We start from the raw sequence: 16,092 nt of genomic DNA on the forward strand, positions 1-16,092 counted from the left end.
CCATATCTTCTCGCCCCGGGGGCAGTCAGCGGCGAGCGCTCGCCGAACGAGACGCCAAAGGAGAGCACCATGGGTCTACTCGACGTCCTCAACGGCATGCAGAACGGCCCGCGCGGCCAGAGCACACCGAGCTCCGAGAAATCCTCCGGCGGCATGTCGCCGATGACCATGGCGCTGCTCGGCCTGCTCGCCTGGAAGGCATTCAAGCATTTCACCGGCAACCAGTCCGGCTCAGCGCCCCAACCGTTGCCGACACCCGCGCCTCCGCCGGTGAACGTAGGTCGGGGCGGCGGTCTGAACGACATGCTCAAGGGCGGCCTCGGCGGCCTGCTCGCCGGCGGTGCGGCCGGCAGCATTCTGAGCGGCGGGCTTGGCGATCTCCTCAACCAGCTCCAGCAGAGCGGACACGGTGATGCCGCCAATTCCTGGGTCGGCAAGGGCGAGAACAAGCCAATCGCGCCGGGCGATCTCGCCAGCGCGCTCGGCGCCGACCAGATCGAGAGCCTGTCCGCCCAGAGCGGCCTGTCACGCGAAGAGCTGCTCTCCGGCCTCAGCCAGTATCTGCCCCAGGTAGTCGACCATTTGACGCCGGACGGACGGCTGCCGACCGAGAATGAACTCTCGGATCGGGTCTGATCGGTTCAAAGAGAGGGGAGCACAGTCGTGAGCATGGGCGGCCTGTTTTGGATCATCCTGGTCGGCTTCATTGCCGGCCTCATCGCGCGCTGGCTGTCGCCGGGGCCGAACAATCCGAGCGGCTTCATCCTCACCACCATCCTCGGCATTGCCGGTGCGTTTCTGGCCACCTGGATCGGCCAGGCCATCGGCCATTACAGCCCCGACCAGGGCGCCGGCTTCATCACCGCGACCATCGGCGCGGTGGTGGTGCTGTTCATCTGGAATCGGCTGGTAGCGAGCGGCGTGATCAAGGGATAGCGCTTAGAAGCGGTAACGACGAGAGCACGCCACCTCCTCATCGTCATGCCCGGGCTTGACCCGGGCATCCACGTCCTTCGACCCGAGCGGCCTCACGTGGATGGCCGGGTCAAGCCCGGCCATGACGCGGAGAGGGCGTATCGGGTCTCACGTAATCAAATGCATCCCCGCATCCATGCGCACGACCTCGCCGGTCATGTTGCTGGAGGCCGGCGTCGCCAGGAAGCAGACGAGCTGGGCGATGTCCTCCGCGGATGATGCGACCTTCAGCGGCACTTTCGCCACGACGCTGTCGCGCACCTGCTTGGCCTGCGCCTCGCCGCGGCCCTTGGTGAACCAGGGCGTGTCGATATAGCCAGGGCAGACCGTGTTGACGCGGATCAGCGGCGCCAGCGCGCGCGACAGCGACAGCGTCATGGTGTTGAGCGCACCCTTGCTCGCGGCGTACGCAATCGACGAGCCGACGCCGCTGATGCCGGCGACCGAGGACACGTTCACGACCGCAGATGGCCGCCCCGAAGCCTTGGCGGCGGCTTCGAGCAGGCTGCGCGCCGCGCGCACCATCTGGAACGGGCCGATGGTGTTGACGCCATAGACCCGCTGGAAATCTTCCGCCGACAGACCGTCGAGATCGGCGTGAGCCACATGCTTGGTGGTGCCGGCATTGTTGACGAGGATGTCGAGCCGGCCCCAGCCGCTGGCCGCCGCGACGATCTTGCGACAATCCTCATCCTTGGAGACGTCGCCCTGTGCGACCAAAACCTCCGCGGCGCCGGCCTTGCGGCAGGTCTCGGCCGTCGCCTCGGCTTCCTTCTGGCTCGACGAATAGTTGATGACGAGCCGCGCCCCGCTGCGGGCGAGAATCTCCGCAGTCGCTGCACCCAGCCCGGATGCGGACCCCGTCACGATTGCGCACAAGCCGTCTGTTGCCATCCGAATTTCCTTCCCCTGTCTCTGGTGTGGCGTCCTGTTTAGCGAGTTTGCCGCGCCCTGCAAATCGAGCAAACTCCGCTAAGCGGAATTAGCATTTCCTGAAGCCTGGCCCCATGCCCACGCCGCAGATGGACCTGCGATCAACGCTTGTCAGGGCCATGGCTTTTTCCGATCATCGGGCGCAAGAAGAGACTGCGCACTGGCCGATCAGACCGGACGCGCCAATGGCAAGATACGGGGAACGCTGTGGCGGAGAGTGACAATATCGTCGTCGAGACCGCGGAGAAGATCTTCGCAGATCTCGCCGATCCGCAAACCATCAACAACGACAAGAACAATTCCTGGCAGGCGCCGCTGTGGCAGGCGTTGAGCGAAGCCGGCCTGCCGCTGTCCTGGGTGCCGGATGATCTCGGCGGCTCGGGTGCGAGCCTCGCCGACGGCTTTGCGCTGATGAACGCCGCCGGCCGTTTCGCAGTCGCGGTGCCGCTGGCCGAGACCATGCTGGCGGGATGGCTGCTGGCACAGGCCAGGATCACATCACCCGATGGCGAGATGACGGTCGTGCCGGCGTCCCCGAAGGACCGCATCACCCTCGATGCCGACGGTGCGCTCTCCGGCCGCGCGCGCGGCGTGCCCTTTGCCAAGACGGCGAAGCATTTTGCCGTGCTGGCGCACGGCAAGGATGGTGCTTCCATCGCGCTGATCGACGCGGCCAAGGCGCGGATCGAGGCCGGGCTCAATGTCGGCTACGACCACAGCGATACCGTCACGCTCGACAAGGTCCAGCCAGTCGCCATCAAGCCCGCGCCGAAGGGCTTTGAGCAGACCCATCTGATGCTGATGGGCGGCGTCGCGCGCAGCCTCCAGATCGCCGGCGCGCTGGAATCCATGCTCGACATCTCCGTGCGCTATTCCAACGAGCGTGTCGCCTTCGAGAAGAAGATCTCGAAATTCCAGGCCGTGCAGCACAATCTCGCGCGCCTCGCCGGCGAATCCGCCGCGGCGCTTGCGGCGGCGACGTCCGCCGCCGACGCCATCGCCAATGCAAGATCGTTCAACGACGAGATCTATCTCGAAGCCGCCTCCGCAAAGATCCGCTGCGCGGAAGCTGCCGAGAAGGGCGGCGGCATCGCGCATCAGGTCCATGGCGCGATCGGCTTCACCATGGAGCACATCCTGCACCGCTATTCGCTGCGCGCGCTGGCCTGGCGCGACGATTTTGGCTCGGAAAGCTACTGGGCCGTCGAGCTCGGCAAGCTCGTGGCAAACCGCGGCGCCGATGAATTGTGGCCGCTCGTGGCGTCGCGCTGATCAGGGGACGAGACAAAAATGACCGCTGCCCTCCGTTTCGATCCGATCCGCCTGCCGGAGAAATGCGAGCAATTGCGCAAGGAAGTGCGCGCCTTCCTCGCCGAGGAAATCGCCGCCGGCACTTTCGATCCGCACAAGCCCAATCGCGAGGACACCGACGCGCCGGAATTTTCCCGCCGGGTCGGCGCCAAGGGCTGGCTCGGCATGACCTGGCCGAAAAAGTATGGCGGCCAGGAACGCTCCTTCCTCGAGCGTTACGTGGTGACCGAGGAGATGCGCGTCGCCAATGCGCCGACGCGGCGCTTCTTCGTCGCCGACCGCCAGAGCGGGCCGGTGCTTTTGAAATACGCGCCCGAGCACATCAAGATGGAGATCCTGCCGAGGATCTGCCGCGGCGAGATCTGCTTTGCCATCGGCATGAGCGAGCCGAACTCGGGCTCCGATTTGTTCGCGGCGAAGACGCGCGCGACCAAGACCGACGGCGGCTATCTCATTAACGGCACCAAGATCTGGACCTCGTCGGCGCATATCGCCGACTACATGATCGCGATCTTCCGGACCTCGCCGCCGACCAAGGAGAACCGCCGCCACGGCCTGACCCAGTTCCTGGTCAAGATGAAGCAGCCGGGCATCAAGGTGAATCCGATCGGACAGATCACTGGGCAATACGAGTTCAACGAGGTGGTCTTCACCGATCACTTCATTCCCGATGACCATGTGCTCGGCGAGGTCGACGGCGCCTGGAAACAGGCGACGAGCGAGCTCGCCTATGAACGCTCGGGCCCTGAGCGTTTCCTCGAGACGTATTACGTCCTCACCGAGCTGGTCCGCGCTGTCGGTCCCAATCCCGATACGCGCAGCGCCGAGGGCATCGGCCGCCTGGTCGCGCAGCTCCACACCATGCGGCGGATGTCGGTCTCGGTGGCCGGCATGCTCGAAGCCGGCAAGGAGCCGGTGGTCGAAGCGTCCATTGTCAAGGACATCGGCACGGTCTGGGAGCAGCAGCTGCCGCATCGCGTGCGCGATCTCGCCGCCTTCGTCGAGGAGACCGCGAGCAACCGCGAGACCTTGGAGCGGCAGCTCGACTTCGCGATCAAGACCGCGCCGAAACTCACCATCCAGGGCGGCACCACCGAGGTGCTGCGCGGTATCATCGCCCGCGGATTGGGTCTGCGTTAAGTCAATCGAGGATCATCATGAGCACCTATCAAGATATCGGCGTCGAGAAGGTCGGGCATGTCGGCACCATCGAGATTCGCCGTCCACCGCTCAACTTCTTCGATATCTCGCTGATCAACCAGATCGCGGACGCGCTCGACGAGTTCGACCGCGATATCGAGATCCGTGCCTCCGTGCTCTCCGCGCAGGGCAAGGCGTTCTGCGCCGGCGCCAATTTCGGCGATCCGGCGCGGCAGGCCCAGGAGGCGCGCGAGGCCGAGAAAAAGGGCGATCCGGCCGACAGTCTCGGCCCGATCAACCATCTCTACATCCAGGCCGTGCGCATCTTCCGCGCCAAGAAGCCGATCGTTGCCGCCGTGCAGGGCGCGGCCATCGGTGGCGGACTCGGGCTTGCCGTGTCGGCCGATTTCCGCGTCACCTGTCCCGAAGCGCGCTTCTCCGCAAACTTCACCAAGCTCGGCTTCCACCCCGGCTTCGGCCTGACCGTGACGCTGCCGGAGCTGATCGGCAAGAACAACGCCGAACTGATGTTCTATACCAGCCGCCGCGTCACGGGCGAGGAAGCCTACAAATGGGGCCTCGCCAACGAGCTGGTGCCGCAGGACCAGGTCAAGGTGGCCGCGATGAAGCTCGCCGGCGAGATCGCCGAATGCTCCCCGCTCGGCCTGCTCTCCACCCGCGCCACGATGCGCAATGGCCTTGCCGACCGCGTGATGGCCGCGACCAACCACGAGCTCGCCGAGCAGACGCGGCTGCGCGCGACGGACGATTTCAAGGAAGGCGTGAAGGCCACGGAAGAGCGCCGCGCGGCGAATTTTAAGGGAAGGTAGTTTATTACAAAGCGATCGCTTCTTTCTTCCTTCTCCCCTTGTGGGAGAAGGTGGCGCGAAGCGCCGGATGAGGGGTTGCTTCAGCGCATTCAAACACAAGTGATTCGCTCGCGGAGAGAGACCCCTCACCCGTCTCGCCGCTCGCGGCGAGCCACCCTCTCCCACAGGGGGAGAGGGTTTGCCCGATCAACTCACGCGGAACTTCACTCCGCCCAGCAGAAACTCGTTGCCCGCAACCGCGAGCCCCTTGGCCTTGGCTGTATGCAGCACCTGCGCCACGTCAGCCACCCGAAACTCCAGCGCGCTCATGATCTCGCTGGCGCCCTTGACGAAGCGGAAGGTCGCGTTGGGTAGCTTCAGTTCGGCGGCTTCAGGCGCAATTCCGATGATCCTGCCCCAGTGCTCGGCCAGCCCTTGCGGATCCGGGCTCTGCATCTCCACCGCCGTCAGCGCCTCGGTCACATCCTTGCGAATGAATTTCTGCCAGTCCGGTCCCGCCGGAGGATACGGCCCGAGGATGTCGTCGCTGCCTTCGGTGTGATTGAACTCGATGAAGGCGGCGCGGCAGTCGCGGGGGTGGAGCTGGACGCCGTGATACGGCGCGTGGTCGATGACATTGGCGGTGCGCACGCCGAGCGCATTGGCCTTGCGGCCGCGCTCGTCCGGGTCGTCGCAGCAGAAGATCGCCATGTAACCGCCGCGGCCGCCGGTCTTCTCGATGAAGCGACCGGCCGTGGTGCCGTCCTTGAACGGCGCGACCACCTCCAGCAGGATCGTGTCGACCGGGAGCAGCGCGTTCTCGAGGCCGTATTTGGCGACATTGCCGTCGCGATAGCAGACGGCGAGGCCCATGATCCGACCGATATCCGTGATGACGGGCTCGAGCTGCGGCGCGACCAGGCAGATCTGACGCAGCCGGATATAGGGCGCCATGGTCATGCGCCCCTAAAGGTCGGCTTGCGCTTCTCGACGAAGGCCTTGGCCGCCTCCTTGTGATCCTCGGTGTCGCCGCAACGGGTGTGATGGATCGCCTCGCCGTCGAAGCAATCCTCCAGCGCCAGGTGCTCGGCGTTGTTGATGTTGCGCTTGATGAAGCCGAGCGCGATCGACGGCCCTTGCGCCAGCGACAGCGCGAGCTCATGCGCGGCCGCGTCGATCTCGGCGTCGGGCACGACCTTCGTCACCATGCCGATCGCATGTGCCTCCTTCGCGGTGAGCACCGGCGACATCAGATAGAGCTCGCGCGCCCGCGCACTGCCGAGCAGCTGGGTCAGGAAATAGGTGCCGCCGTAATCACCGGAGAACCCGACCTTGGCGAAGGCGGTGGTGATCTTGCAGGATTCGGAGGCGATGCGCAGGTCGCAGGACAGCGCCATGGACAGGCCGGCGCCCGCCGCCGCGCCATCGAGCTGGGCCACCACGGGCTTTGGCATCTGATGCAGGATGCGCGAGACCTCCATGCCGCGGCGCAAGTTTGCGAGCTTCTGCTCGAACGGCAGCGGCGCGCGCCCCTGCGCCATCGACTTGACGTCGCCGCCGACGCAGAAGGAGCCGCCGGCGCCCTTGAACAGCACCGCCCGCACCTCGGGATCATCAGCCGCGCGCCGCGCCGCCTCGACCAGCCCGGCGACCATCTCGGGATTGAGCGCGTTCTTCCGCTCCGGTCGATTCATCGTGATGGTGAGCAGCCCGCCTTCGAGCTTTTGCAGGACCATGTCGTTCATGGATGTTGGCCTCATTCTGTGGTGCCACTCTCTCACTTTATCATTCCGGGGCGCGACGAAGTCGCGAACCCGGAATCCATCTCTCAACCGTCAATGCCGCCCAATGGATCCCGGGCCCTCGCTTTCGCGAGCCCCGGGATGACGACCTATTGTTTGGCGCGCCCCGGGATGACGGCGTGCCCTTACGTCACGCCGTCACTTCTTCACCAGCGGGCAGCGCGACAGCTCCAATGACTGGAACGCCTCGTTGCCGGGGACGGTGGCGAGCAGCTTGTAATCGTCCCAGCGCCCCTTGGACTCCGACGGCTTCTTCACCTCGAACAGGTACATGTCGTGGATCATGCGGCCGTCCTCGCGGATCTTGCCGTTCTTGGCGAAGAAGTCGTTGATCGGCGTCTCCTTCATAACCTTGATCACCGCCGCCGCGTCGGTCGTGCCGGCTGCCTTCACAGCTTTCAGATAATGGGTGACGGAGGAATAGACGCCGGCTTGTGCCGAGGTCGGCACGCGCTTGGTGCGCTCCATGAAGCGCTTCGAGAAGGCACGCGTGTCGTCGTTGAGATCCCAGTAGAACGCTTCCGCGAGCAGCAGGCCCTGCGCGGTCTCGAGCCCGATCGAGTCGATATCGGTGACGAAGGCGAGCAGCGGCGAGACCTTCTGGCCGCCCTTGGTGATGCCGAACTCCGCCGCCTGCTTGATGGCGTTGATGGTGTCGCCGCCGGCATTCGCGAGCCCGATCACCTTGGCCTTGGTGGCCTGGGCCTGGAGCAGGAAGGACGAGAAATCCGACGTGTTGAGCGGGTGGCGGACGCTGCCAAGCACCTTGCCGCCGGTCTTGGTCACGACCGCGCTGGTGTCCTTTTCGAGATCCTGGCCGAAGGCGTAGTCGGCGGTGAGGAAGAACCAGCTGTCGAGACCAGATTTCACCGCCGCAAGACCGGTTACGTTGGCCTGGCCGTAGGTGTCGAACACGTAGTGGATGGTGTAGGGGCCGCAGGCCTCGTTGCTGAGACGGATCGAGCCCGGCCCGTTGAACATGATGATCTTGTTGCGCGCTTTCGCGATCTCGCCGGCGGCAAGCGCGGTCGCGGAGGCCGCGACGTCGTAGATCATCTCGACGCCCTGATTATCGAGCATGTCGCGGGCAATGTTGGCGGAGAGATCGGCCTTGTTGAGATGGTCGGCCGCCAGCACCTGGATCTTGCGTCCCAGCACCTCGCCGCCGAAATCCTCGACCGCCATCTTCGCCGCAGTCTCGCTGCCGGAGCCGGTGATATCTGCATAAAGGCTCGACATGTCGAGGATGCCGCCGATCTTCAGCGGCGGCTTGTCCTGAGCCTGTGCGGCGCTCGCATTGAGGGCAAATGCGGCGGCAAAAATGCCGGACAAAATAGTCTTCATCGAAAACGACCTCCCTTATCGCGCCGTGCTCTGATGGCGGCTTGGTTATTGCTCTTGGGTTATTGCTCTTGGCCATTCGCTGTTGCCGCAATCATGCCGCATGCGCAAGAGCGCAGCAAGCGCAGGTGCGATGCAGATGAATGATCAATGCGCGCTTTCCGCAAAGCGGAATGCCGCGAGGACGGAAGCTGTCCCCGCATTGTCATTGCGAGCCAACGGGTCCGCGCGAAGCGCGGCCGGATGACAGGCTCCGCGAAGCAATCCAGAAATGCGTCCGCGGAAACAGTCTGGATTGCTTCGTCGCGAAGAGCTCCTCGCAATGAAGGGTGTGAGAAAGCCCCTTCGCGTCTCACCACGCATGAGTTAAAGTCCGGCCGCAATGCAACCTCTCCGGATCACGTGACGCAACGGCTTCGCTTCATCGTCGCATGTCTTCTCGTCGCAAGTAGCTCGGCATTCGCGGGCCCCTGCCAGTTCGAGTCCCAAGGCGAAGGCCGCGTCGCTGCCATCGTCGATGCGCGCAGCGTGCGGCTCGATGACGGGCGCGAGATCCGCCTCAGCGGCATCGCGCCGACCGCGACCACGAAGCAGGCGCTGACCTCGCTGCTCGCCGGCCACGACGTGATGCTGCGGAGCGCTGACGACACGCCTGATCGCTACGGCCGCCAGAGTGCGCTTGTCTTCATCGGGGAAGGCGACATCTCGGTGCAGGCCATGCTGCTCGCTCGGGGCGATGCCATCGCCTCCGCCGAGATCCTGGACAAGGACTGCGCGGCCGCCCTGATGGCGTCCGAAGCTGCGGCGCGGCGCCAAAAAATGGGCAGCTGGGCTGACCCGTCGGCCATAAAAAACGCGGAAAGTCCGGACGATATTTTGGCGGAGATCGGGCGCTTTACGGTGGTCGAAGGCAAAGTCCTGTCGGTCCGGCAAGCTGGGGCAACGACCTACCTCAACTTCGGACGAAACTGGACACGCGGCTTTGCCGTGACTATTTCAAAGCGCACGCTAGCGGCGTTCGAAAGCGCTGGTATGGCCCTTAAGTCCCTGGAGAATCGGCGTATTCGCGTTCGGGGCTGGGTTGAGGGGAATACGGGGCCACGCATCGATGTACGCCTCGTGGGGCAGATCGAGTTGCTGGGCGCAAACGAGCCGACAGGGGTAAGGCCTTAAGACAGGCCGGGCACGGGTTAAACGACGTGAATGGGGTGCTAGAACGGCACGGACTGGGCGATTGCCGCCGCCTGCGGGCTGCGCCGGCCGCGCTTTGCCTTGCGCTGGGCGGACTTCTCGCTGGCTGCGGCGATATGGGCCGGTTCCAGACTGCGGCGACCCCGGCAGCCGTCGCGATGCCGAAGCCGAAGCCCGCCGTCGCCCAAACCCCGGCCACCGAGAAGGAGCACGAGCGCATCCTGGCGAGCTATGGCGGGACCTATGACGATCCCAAGCTCGAGGCGCTCGTCAGCAAGACCGTCGACCGGCTGGTCGCGGCCTCCGAGCGGCCCGACCAGGGCTACAAGGTCACCATCCTCAATTCCGGGGCGGTGAACGCCTTCGCGCTGCCCAACGGCCAGCTCTATGTCACGCGCGGCCTGCTCGCGCTCGCCAGCGACACCTCCGAATTGTCCTCCGTGCTCAGCCACGAGATGGCGCATGTGCTGTCCAAGCACGCGGCGATGCGCGAGGACCAGGCCCGCCAGGCCGCGATCGTCACCCGCGTCGTCACCGACATGAGCAACGATCCCGACCTCACCGCGCTGGCGCTGGCCAAGACCAAGCTCACCATGGCGAGCTTCTCGCGCAAGCAGGAGTTCGAGGCCGACGGCATCGGCGTCGGCATCTCCGCCAAGGCGCATTTCGACCCGTACGGCGCGGCGCGCTTCCTGTCCGCGATGGAGCGAAATGCCGAGCTGAAGGCCGGCAAGAGCTCGCTCGATCCGCGCGCGCAGGATTTCACCTCGTCGCATCCGGCAACCCCGGAACGCGTCCAGAACGCGCAGAACATTGCCCGCCAATACACCGCGCCTGAAGGCGCCGAGCGCGATCGCGAAAGCTATCTCGCCGCGATCGACAATCTCGTCTATGGCGAAGACCCGAGCGAAGGTTTTGTCCGCGGCCGGCGCTTCCTGCATCCGAAGCTCGGCTTCACCTTCCAGGCGCCGGACAATTTCACGCTCGACAACACCGCGCAGGCCGTGATCGGCGTCCGCGAGGGCGGCGCGCAGGCGATGCGCTTCGACGTCGTGCGCGTGCCGGCCGAACAGTCGCTCGGCGACTACCTCAATTCCGGCTGGATGGAAGGCGTCGAGAAGGCTTCGACCGAGGATCTCACCGTCAACGGTTTTCCAGCGGCGTCCGCCACCGCCAAGGGCGACCAGTGGCAGTTCAAGGTCTATGCGCTGCGCTTCGGCAGCGACGTCTATCGCTTCATCTTCGCGGCACGGCAGAAATCGACCGAGAGCGAGCGGAATGCGCGCGAGACCGTCAACTCGTTCCGGCGGCTGACGCTGGAGGAAATCCAGGCCGCGCGCCCGCTGCGCATCAAGGTCATCACTGTGCAGCCCGGCGATACCGTAGAGTCGCTCTCCCACCGCATGGCCGGCGTCGACCATCCCGCCGAGCGCTTCCGCGTACTGAACGGCCTCGATCGCACCGCGCAGGTGAAGGTGCGCGACCGCGTCAAGATCGTGGCGGACTAAAGCGCGATGCGATTGGGATCGTCATCGCGCTTTAGGTTATTCTTTTGAGCATGATCTTTTCGGAAAACCGCTACACACTTTTCCGGACCATGCTCCGACGCCGCGCTAAGCGGATGTCATCCCAGAGAGACGCGGCCTCCCCCGCACCATGATCAGCGCCGCCGCCATCACCTCCAGCACGATGCAGAGATAGAAGGGCAGCGTATAGCCGCCGGAGAGATCGCGCAGGAAACCGACCACGCCGGGACCGAACGCGTAGGTCACCTGGTTGATCGCCGTGTTGAGGCTGATCAGCACGCCGAAGGCGGCGGAGTCGAACTCCTGCTGCACGATGAGCGAGGGCAGCGTGATGAGGTTGCCGACCGAAAAGCCGAACACGGCGCAGGCCGCGATCAGCACGTAATCGTTGTGCAGGTTGACGACGACGAGAAGCGCGGCGGCCTGGCTGAGGAACGACAGCGCGGACGCGAGGCGCTGATTGATGCGGTCGATCACCAGCGAGAACAGCACGCGGCCGACCACCGCCATCGCGGTGAGCACCGCGACGGCCACGGCGGCGCGCTCGCGTCCGATCACGGGATCGAGGAACGAGATCAGATGCACGATGAAGCCGACCTGGGCGAACAGCACCAGGGCGAAGGCGATCGTCACCGTGAGGAAGCCGGCGTCCCGCAGCGCCCAGGCGCGGATCTCAGTCGATGATTGCGGCTTCGCCTTCGCCGCCGCCTTCCACCCGTGGCGATCGGGCGGGCGGCCGACGAGAAGGAGGATGACCGGCACGAGCAGGATCAGCATGGCGCCGGCGGCGGCGTACATCGCACCGGCGAAGCCGATATGGCCGATCAATGCTACCAGCAGCGGCACGCCGGCGATGCCGCCGAAGCTGGCGCCGTTGAGCGCGAGACTGATCGCCATGCCGCGCTTCTGGTCGAACCACAGGCTGATCGTGTTGGTGATCATGCCGAGACTGGTGCCGGCCCAGCCGAAGGCGAGCACGGCATTGGCGAGATAGAGCTGCCAGGGCTCGCGCACCGCGCCGATCGCGACCGCGGCGGACGCCATCGCCAGCGTCCCGGCGATCAGGCTGAGCCGTGGACCGTATTTCCGCACGGCCTCGCCGACGAAGACGACCAGCAGCGCGCCGAACAAATAGAAGAACGTGGTGCCGGAGGAGATCAGCGAGGCCGGCCAGCCCCGCGCGCGCTGCAGCTCGGCGACATAGACGCTCTGGCCGTAGAAGCCGAGCCCCCAGCCGAAGGTGGCGAGCAGGAAGCAGACCGCGACGATGCGCCAGCCTTCATAGCGGAGCGAGGATTCGTGGGCCGCTGGGGTCTGAGGATTGTCGAGCATTTCATCTGCCGTTTGTTTTGCTCCGTCATGCCCGGACTTGTTCCGGGCATCCACGTTCTTCTTCCGACCTCGCAAAGACGTGGATGGCCGGGACAAGCCCGGCCATGACGACATCTAAATAACCTTCCTCAGAAAATCACTTCGGCCTGGATCGAAGTGTCAACGCTGCTGACAACCTCCCGCCACTCACACGGCGTCGGGGAATTCGCCCATGGCCACCTCCAGCCGCGCCTTGCGGCGCTTCGCCCAGGAGACCAGCGAGAGCACCGCAAGGCCCAGCACCACCGGCGGGAACACCACGAGGTTCACCGCGGACCAGCCGTAATTGGCGAGCAGCTGGCCCGATGAGAACGAGCCGATCGCCATCATGCCGAACACCAGGAAATCGTTGAAGGCCTGCACCTTGTTGCGCTCCTGCGGGCGATGCGTCTCCAGCACCAGCGCGGAGGCGCCGATGAAGGAGAAATTCCAGCCTACGCCGAGCACGATCAGCGTCGCCCAGAAATGCATCGCCGTAAGGCCGGAGAGACCGATGATGGCGGCGCCCGCTTCCAGCAGCAGGCCGGCGGCGACGATCTTCGGAGCGCCGAAGCGCGCGATCAGCGTGCCCGTGAAGAAGCTCGGCCCGTACATCGCAACGATGTGCCATTGCAGGCCGAAATTGGAATCGGACACGGACAGGCCGCACAGCTTCATCGCAAGCGGCGCCGAGGTCATGACCAGGTTCATCATGGGATAGGAGATGACGCCGCACAGCGCTGCCGCGATGAAGCGCGGCTGGGACACGATCGTGAGCAGCGGCCGGCCGCCGTGCAGATCGGCCGGCGCGGGCTTCGGCATATCGACGCCGGCGACGATGCCCATCGCGATCAGCGCGACGGCGGCCTGCACCAGGAAGCTGAAGGCGAACAGATAAGGCTGCCAGACATCCATGGTCCATTGCACGAGCTGCGGACCGAGCACGCCGGCGAACACGCCGCCCGCCATCACCCAGGACACGGCCTTCGGCCGGTAGGCCGCACTGGCGCCATCCGCGGCGGCGAAGCGATAGGATTGCGCCACCGCGCCGTAGAGACCGCCGAGGAAGGTAGCAAAGCAGAACAGCGCGAACGAGCCGCGCAGAATTGCGAGCGAGCCGAGCAGGCCGGTGAGCGTGCCGAGACCCGTGCCGATGACGAAGGCGGCGCGGCGGCCGAAGCGGCGCGAGATCGCGCCGGTCGGCAGCGTCCCGGCGGCGAGCCCGACCACATACATCGAGATCGGCACGGTCGCGAACGACATGTCGGGCGCGAGCGTGGCGCCGACGATCGCTCCGGTGGCGAAGATCACGGCCGAGTTGGCGCCGGTCAGCGCCTGCGCGGCGGCGAGGCGCACCACGTTGGCGCGCGCGCGGGCATCGTCGGCGATCTCATGGGCTGCAGTCACGTCCAGCATCGGCATTTCCGCCCAAAGGGCTCTGTTGATTCGCGGCACTATGGAGGGGTGAGAGAGGGCCGGCAACCGGCGCAAACGGGCGCGGGCCATGCCCCTGACGCAATCGCTGGAATGATAACGCTGCGCACCCTTGACGGCTTGCGCTCGATCAAATCCTATCCGCCGCGATCTTCCGGGAGTTACCTTCATGTCCGTCGACGACAGGCCCACACGTCAAGCGCCCGACGACGATCCCTGGCTGTGGCTGGAGGAGATCGAGGGCCGGCAGGCGCTCGATTTTGTCGAGCGGCAGAACAGCCTGACGCTCGCCGCGTTCGGCGGCAAGGCCTTCGAGCACGATCGCGACATCCTCGCGGCGATCTATGACCGACCTGACAACATTCCCTATGTCAGCCGGCGCGGCAACGACCTGCACAATCTCTGGAAAGACGCCGCCAACCCGCGCGGCCTGTGGCGGCGGACTTCGCTTGCGGAATTTCGCAAAGCCGATCCGGCATGGGAGACCATGCTGGACATCGACCAGCTCGCGAGAAGCGAAGACGAGGACTGGTTGCTTAGCGGTATCGCCACGATGCCGGGAAGCTCGCGGGCGATCTTGAGCCTGTCGCGCGGCGGCAGCGATGCCGTCACCTTGCGGGAATTCGACCTCGCCACGAAAAGTTTCGTGGCGAACGGCTTTGCGCTGCCGGAAGCGAAAGGCGGCGTCGACTGGCTCGATGCCGACACGCTGCTGCTGTCAAGCGCGCATGGCGAGGACATGGCGACGAGCTCGGGCTATGCGCGCACCGTCCGCCTGTGGCGGCGCGGCCAACCGGTCGATCAGGCACAGATGGTCATCGAGACCACCGCCGATCACATGGTGATCTATGGCATGGCCGACGACACCGGAGCGGCGCCCCGGGTCTGGATCGTCGACCAGATCGACTTCTTCAACCACGCCATCTGGCTGCGCGATGCGGCCGGCACGACGACGAAGCTCGATCTGCCGACCGGGATTTGGATGCAGGCGCATGGCGACTGGTTCGCGATGAAGCTACGCAAGGACTGGCAGGTCGATGGCCGGACCTATGCCACCGACACCGTGCTCGGCATCTCGCTCTCGGCCTTCCTCGCCGGCAGCCGCGATTTTGTCGTCCTGTTCGAGCCCGCACCGCGGCGCGCGCTGCAAGGGTTGTTCTGGGCGGAAGGAAAGCTGGTGATGTCGATTCTCGACGAGCTCAAACCTCGCTTCGAGATCTGCACACCGTCTGCCACTAGCTGGAGCCGCGAGACACTTGGAGGCCTGCCGCAGATCGGCGTCGTCGATGTCTGGCCGCTCGACCGCCATGCATCGGAGAGCAATGGCGATCTGCTCGCCAATGTGCAGGACCCGCTGACGCCGCCGGCGCTGCTGCTGATCGAGCGCGGCGTCGCAAGCCCGATCGTGCTGAAGCAGGCGCCGAAGACGTTCACCGCCGATGGCCTCGTGGTGACGCAGCACGAGGCGATCTCCGTTGACGGCGAGCGTATCCCCTATGTGCAGACGGGCCCTGCCGGCGAGACCGGCGATGCGCCGGTCTATCTGAGCGCCTATGGCGGCTTTGGTCACTCGGTGAAGCCGTACTACAATTCCTCGCTCGGCAAGTTGTGGCTGGAGCGCGGCGGCACGATTGTGCAGGCGAATCTGCGCGGCGGCGGCGAGTTCGGCACGTGCTGGCACGATGCCGGACGGCTTGCCGGCAAGAAGCTTTCACACGACGATTTCGCCGCCGTCGCCGCCGATCTCGTCCGCCGCGGTGTGACGAGCGCAAAACGCATCGCCGCGCAGGGCGGATCGAACGGCGGCATCCTCATCACCAACATGCTGGTGCGCTATCCCGAGCGTTTCGGCGCATTGTTCTGTACCATCCCGCTGATCGACATGCGCCGCTACACCAAGCTGCTCGCCGGCGCGAGCTGGATCGCGGAATATGGCGATCCCGACAAGCCGGAGGAATGGGAATGGCTGCAGACATACTCGGCCTATCACAATGTGAAAGCCGGCCGGTCCTATCCGCCGATCCTGATTGCAACGACGCGGCGCGACGACCGCGTCCATCCCGGCCATGCCCGCAAGATGGCGGCAAAGCTGCAGGCCATGGGCTATGAGGCCTGGTTCTACGAGCCGCCCGCAGGCGGCCACGGCTACGGCAAGGACAACAAGGAGCGCGCCGGTTTCGAGGTGCTGGGCTATCGGTTCTTGAAGGAGAAGATCGGGTGGCGGGATGAAGGCTAGAGTTGGGTGCGCTGACGTCTCCACATCGTCATGGCCGGGCTTGG

At 65.2% G+C, this 16,092-nt stretch carries 14 protein-coding genes; 8 read left to right on the forward strand and 6 right to left on the reverse strand.

Going from position 1 to position 16,092, the window contains the following annotated elements:
* Nucleotides 1-69: 69 nt before the first annotated feature.
* Both I6F31_RS32695 and I6F31_RS32700 read left to right on the forward strand, forming a co-directional pair.
* Nucleotides 70-636: a YidB family protein gene (locus tag I6F31_RS32695; RefSeq protein WP_036014559.1), complete on the forward strand. Its 567-nt coding sequence runs from the start codon at nt 70-72 to the stop codon at nt 634-636.
* A gap of 33 nt (nt 637-669) precedes the next feature.
* A complete protein-coding gene (locus I6F31_RS32700; protein ID WP_036014563.1) occupies nt 670-936 on the forward strand; it encodes a GlsB/YeaQ/YmgE family stress response membrane protein in 267 nt (88 codons plus the stop codon).
* Nucleotides 937-1,083: 147 nt separating this feature from the next.
* Here I6F31_RS32700 and I6F31_RS32705 read toward each other — a convergent pair whose 3' ends face one another.
* Nucleotides 1,084-1,869 carry an SDR family oxidoreductase gene (locus tag I6F31_RS32705; RefSeq protein WP_225137673.1) on the reverse strand — a complete coding sequence of 262 codons (786 nt, stop codon included), beginning with the start codon at nt 1,867-1,869 and terminating at the stop codon, nt 1,084-1,086.
* Nucleotides 1,870-2,115: 246 nt separating this feature from the next.
* Here I6F31_RS32705 and I6F31_RS32710 point away from each other — a divergent pair, with 246 nt between their 5' ends.
* Genes I6F31_RS32710 through I6F31_RS32720 form a run of 3 tightly spaced genes read left to right on the forward strand, consistent with a single transcriptional unit; the run spans nt 2,116 to nt 5,189 of the window.
* Nucleotides 2,116-3,180 (forward strand): acyl-CoA dehydrogenase family protein, encoded by a 1,065-nt coding sequence (locus I6F31_RS32710; protein ID WP_225186791.1) that lies wholly within the window; start codon nt 2,116-2,118, stop codon nt 3,178-3,180.
* A gap of 18 nt (nt 3,181-3,198) precedes the next feature.
* Nucleotides 3,199-4,359 (forward strand): acyl-CoA dehydrogenase family protein, encoded by a 1,161-nt coding sequence (locus tag I6F31_RS32715; protein WP_057027444.1) that lies wholly within the window; start codon nt 3,199-3,201, stop codon nt 4,357-4,359.
* Between the two features lie 17 nt (nt 4,360-4,376).
* Nucleotides 4,377-5,189 carry an enoyl-CoA hydratase/isomerase family protein gene (locus I6F31_RS32720; protein WP_225186792.1) on the forward strand — a complete coding sequence of 271 codons (813 nt, stop codon included), beginning with the start codon at nt 4,377-4,379 and terminating at the stop codon, nt 5,187-5,189.
* 186 nt (nt 5,190-5,375) lie between these two features.
* Here the strand turns inward: I6F31_RS32720 and I6F31_RS32725 are convergent, their stop codons facing one another.
* The 3 genes from I6F31_RS32725 to I6F31_RS32735 form a co-directional block, all read right to left on the reverse strand.
* On the reverse strand, nt 5,376-6,122 hold the full coding sequence (locus I6F31_RS32725) for a hypothetical protein (RefSeq protein ID WP_225186793.1): 747 nt from the start codon (nt 6,120-6,122) through the stop codon (nt 5,376-5,378).
* 2 nt (nt 6,123-6,124) lie between these two features.
* The gene (locus I6F31_RS32730; RefSeq protein WP_109141720.1) at nt 6,125-6,913 is read right to left on the reverse strand and encodes an enoyl-CoA hydratase; all 789 of its coding nucleotides are present in this window, start codon (nt 6,911-6,913) and stop codon (nt 6,125-6,127) included.
* Between the two features lie 195 nt (nt 6,914-7,108).
* Complete coding sequence (locus tag I6F31_RS32735; protein WP_225148493.1) at nt 7,109-8,314, reverse strand: ABC transporter substrate-binding protein; 1,206 nt, start codon at nt 8,312-8,314, stop codon at nt 7,109-7,111.
* A gap of 399 nt (nt 8,315-8,713) precedes the next feature.
* Between I6F31_RS32735 and I6F31_RS32740 the strand changes: the two genes are divergently transcribed.
* Nucleotides 8,714-9,484 (forward strand): thermonuclease family protein, encoded by a 771-nt coding sequence (locus I6F31_RS32740; RefSeq protein ID WP_225113658.1) that lies wholly within the window; start codon nt 8,714-8,716, stop codon nt 9,482-9,484.
* Nucleotides 9,485-9,618: 134 nt separating this feature from the next.
* Nucleotides 9,619-11,010, forward strand: a complete 1,392-nt coding sequence (locus I6F31_RS32745; protein ID WP_074448070.1) for a M48 family metalloprotease — start codon at nt 9,619-9,621, stop codon at nt 11,008-11,010.
* Nucleotides 11,011-11,115: 105 nt separating this feature from the next.
* Here the strand turns inward: I6F31_RS32745 and I6F31_RS32750 are convergent, their stop codons facing one another.
* Both I6F31_RS32750 and I6F31_RS32755 read right to left on the reverse strand, forming a co-directional pair.
* Nucleotides 11,116-12,360, reverse strand: coding sequence for an MFS transporter (locus I6F31_RS32750; protein ID WP_225148492.1), 1,245 nt, complete (start codon nt 12,358-12,360; stop codon nt 11,116-11,118).
* Between the two features lie 186 nt (nt 12,361-12,546).
* On the reverse strand, nt 12,547-13,794 hold the full coding sequence (locus tag I6F31_RS32755; protein ID WP_225148491.1) for an MFS transporter: 1,248 nt from the start codon (nt 13,792-13,794) through the stop codon (nt 12,547-12,549).
* Nucleotides 13,795-13,981: 187 nt separating this feature from the next.
* On the opposite strand from I6F31_RS32755, the gene I6F31_RS32760 reads away from it, so the two are divergent.
* Complete coding sequence (locus I6F31_RS32760) at nt 13,982-16,048, forward strand: prolyl oligopeptidase family serine peptidase (protein ID WP_225148490.1); 2,067 nt, start codon at nt 13,982-13,984, stop codon at nt 16,046-16,048.
* The last annotated feature ends 44 nt before the right edge of the window (nt 16,049-16,092 follow it).

Source organism: Bradyrhizobium sp. NBAIM01 (assembly GCF_020194115.1).
Lineage (GTDB): Bacteria > Pseudomonadota > Alphaproteobacteria > Rhizobiales > Xanthobacteraceae > Bradyrhizobium > Bradyrhizobium yuanmingense.

Excerpts from the sequence above, each read along its gene's own strand:
- I6F31_RS32735 (WP_225148493.1), bottom strand. The coding sequence starts at position 8,314 with ATGAAGACTATTTTGTCCGGCATTTTTGCCGCCGCATTTGCCCTCAAT.
- I6F31_RS32745 (WP_074448070.1), top strand. The coding sequence starts at position 9,619 with ATGGGCCGGTTCCAGACTGCGGCGACCCCGGCAGCCGTCGCGATGCCG.
- I6F31_RS32755 (WP_225148491.1), bottom strand. The coding sequence starts at position 13,794 with ATGCTGGACGTGACTGCAGCCCATGAGATCGCCGACGATGCCCGCGCG.
- I6F31_RS32695 (WP_036014559.1), top strand. The coding sequence starts at position 70 with ATGGGTCTACTCGACGTCCTCAACGGCATGCAGAACGGCCCGCGCGGC.
- I6F31_RS32730 (WP_109141720.1), bottom strand. The coding sequence starts at position 6,913 with ATGAACGACATGGTCCTGCAAAAGCTCGAAGGCGGGCTGCTCACCATC.
- I6F31_RS32705 (WP_225137673.1), bottom strand. The coding sequence starts at position 1,869 with ATGGCAACAGACGGCTTGTGCGCAATCGTGACGGGGTCCGCATCCGGG.
- I6F31_RS32750 (WP_225148492.1), bottom strand. The coding sequence starts at position 12,360 with ATGCTCGACAATCCTCAGACCCCAGCGGCCCACGAATCCTCGCTCCGC.
- I6F31_RS32715 (WP_057027444.1), top strand. The coding sequence starts at position 3,199 with ATGACCGCTGCCCTCCGTTTCGATCCGATCCGCCTGCCGGAGAAATGC.
- I6F31_RS32700 (WP_036014563.1), top strand. The coding sequence starts at position 670 with ATGGGCGGCCTGTTTTGGATCATCCTGGTCGGCTTCATTGCCGGCCTC.
- I6F31_RS32760 (WP_225148490.1), top strand. The coding sequence starts at position 13,982 with ATGTCCGTCGACGACAGGCCCACACGTCAAGCGCCCGACGACGATCCC.
- I6F31_RS32725 (WP_225186793.1), bottom strand. The coding sequence starts at position 6,122 with ATGGCGCCCTATATCCGGCTGCGTCAGATCTGCCTGGTCGCGCCGCAG.
- I6F31_RS32720 (WP_225186792.1), top strand. The coding sequence starts at position 4,377 with ATGAGCACCTATCAAGATATCGGCGTCGAGAAGGTCGGGCATGTCGGC.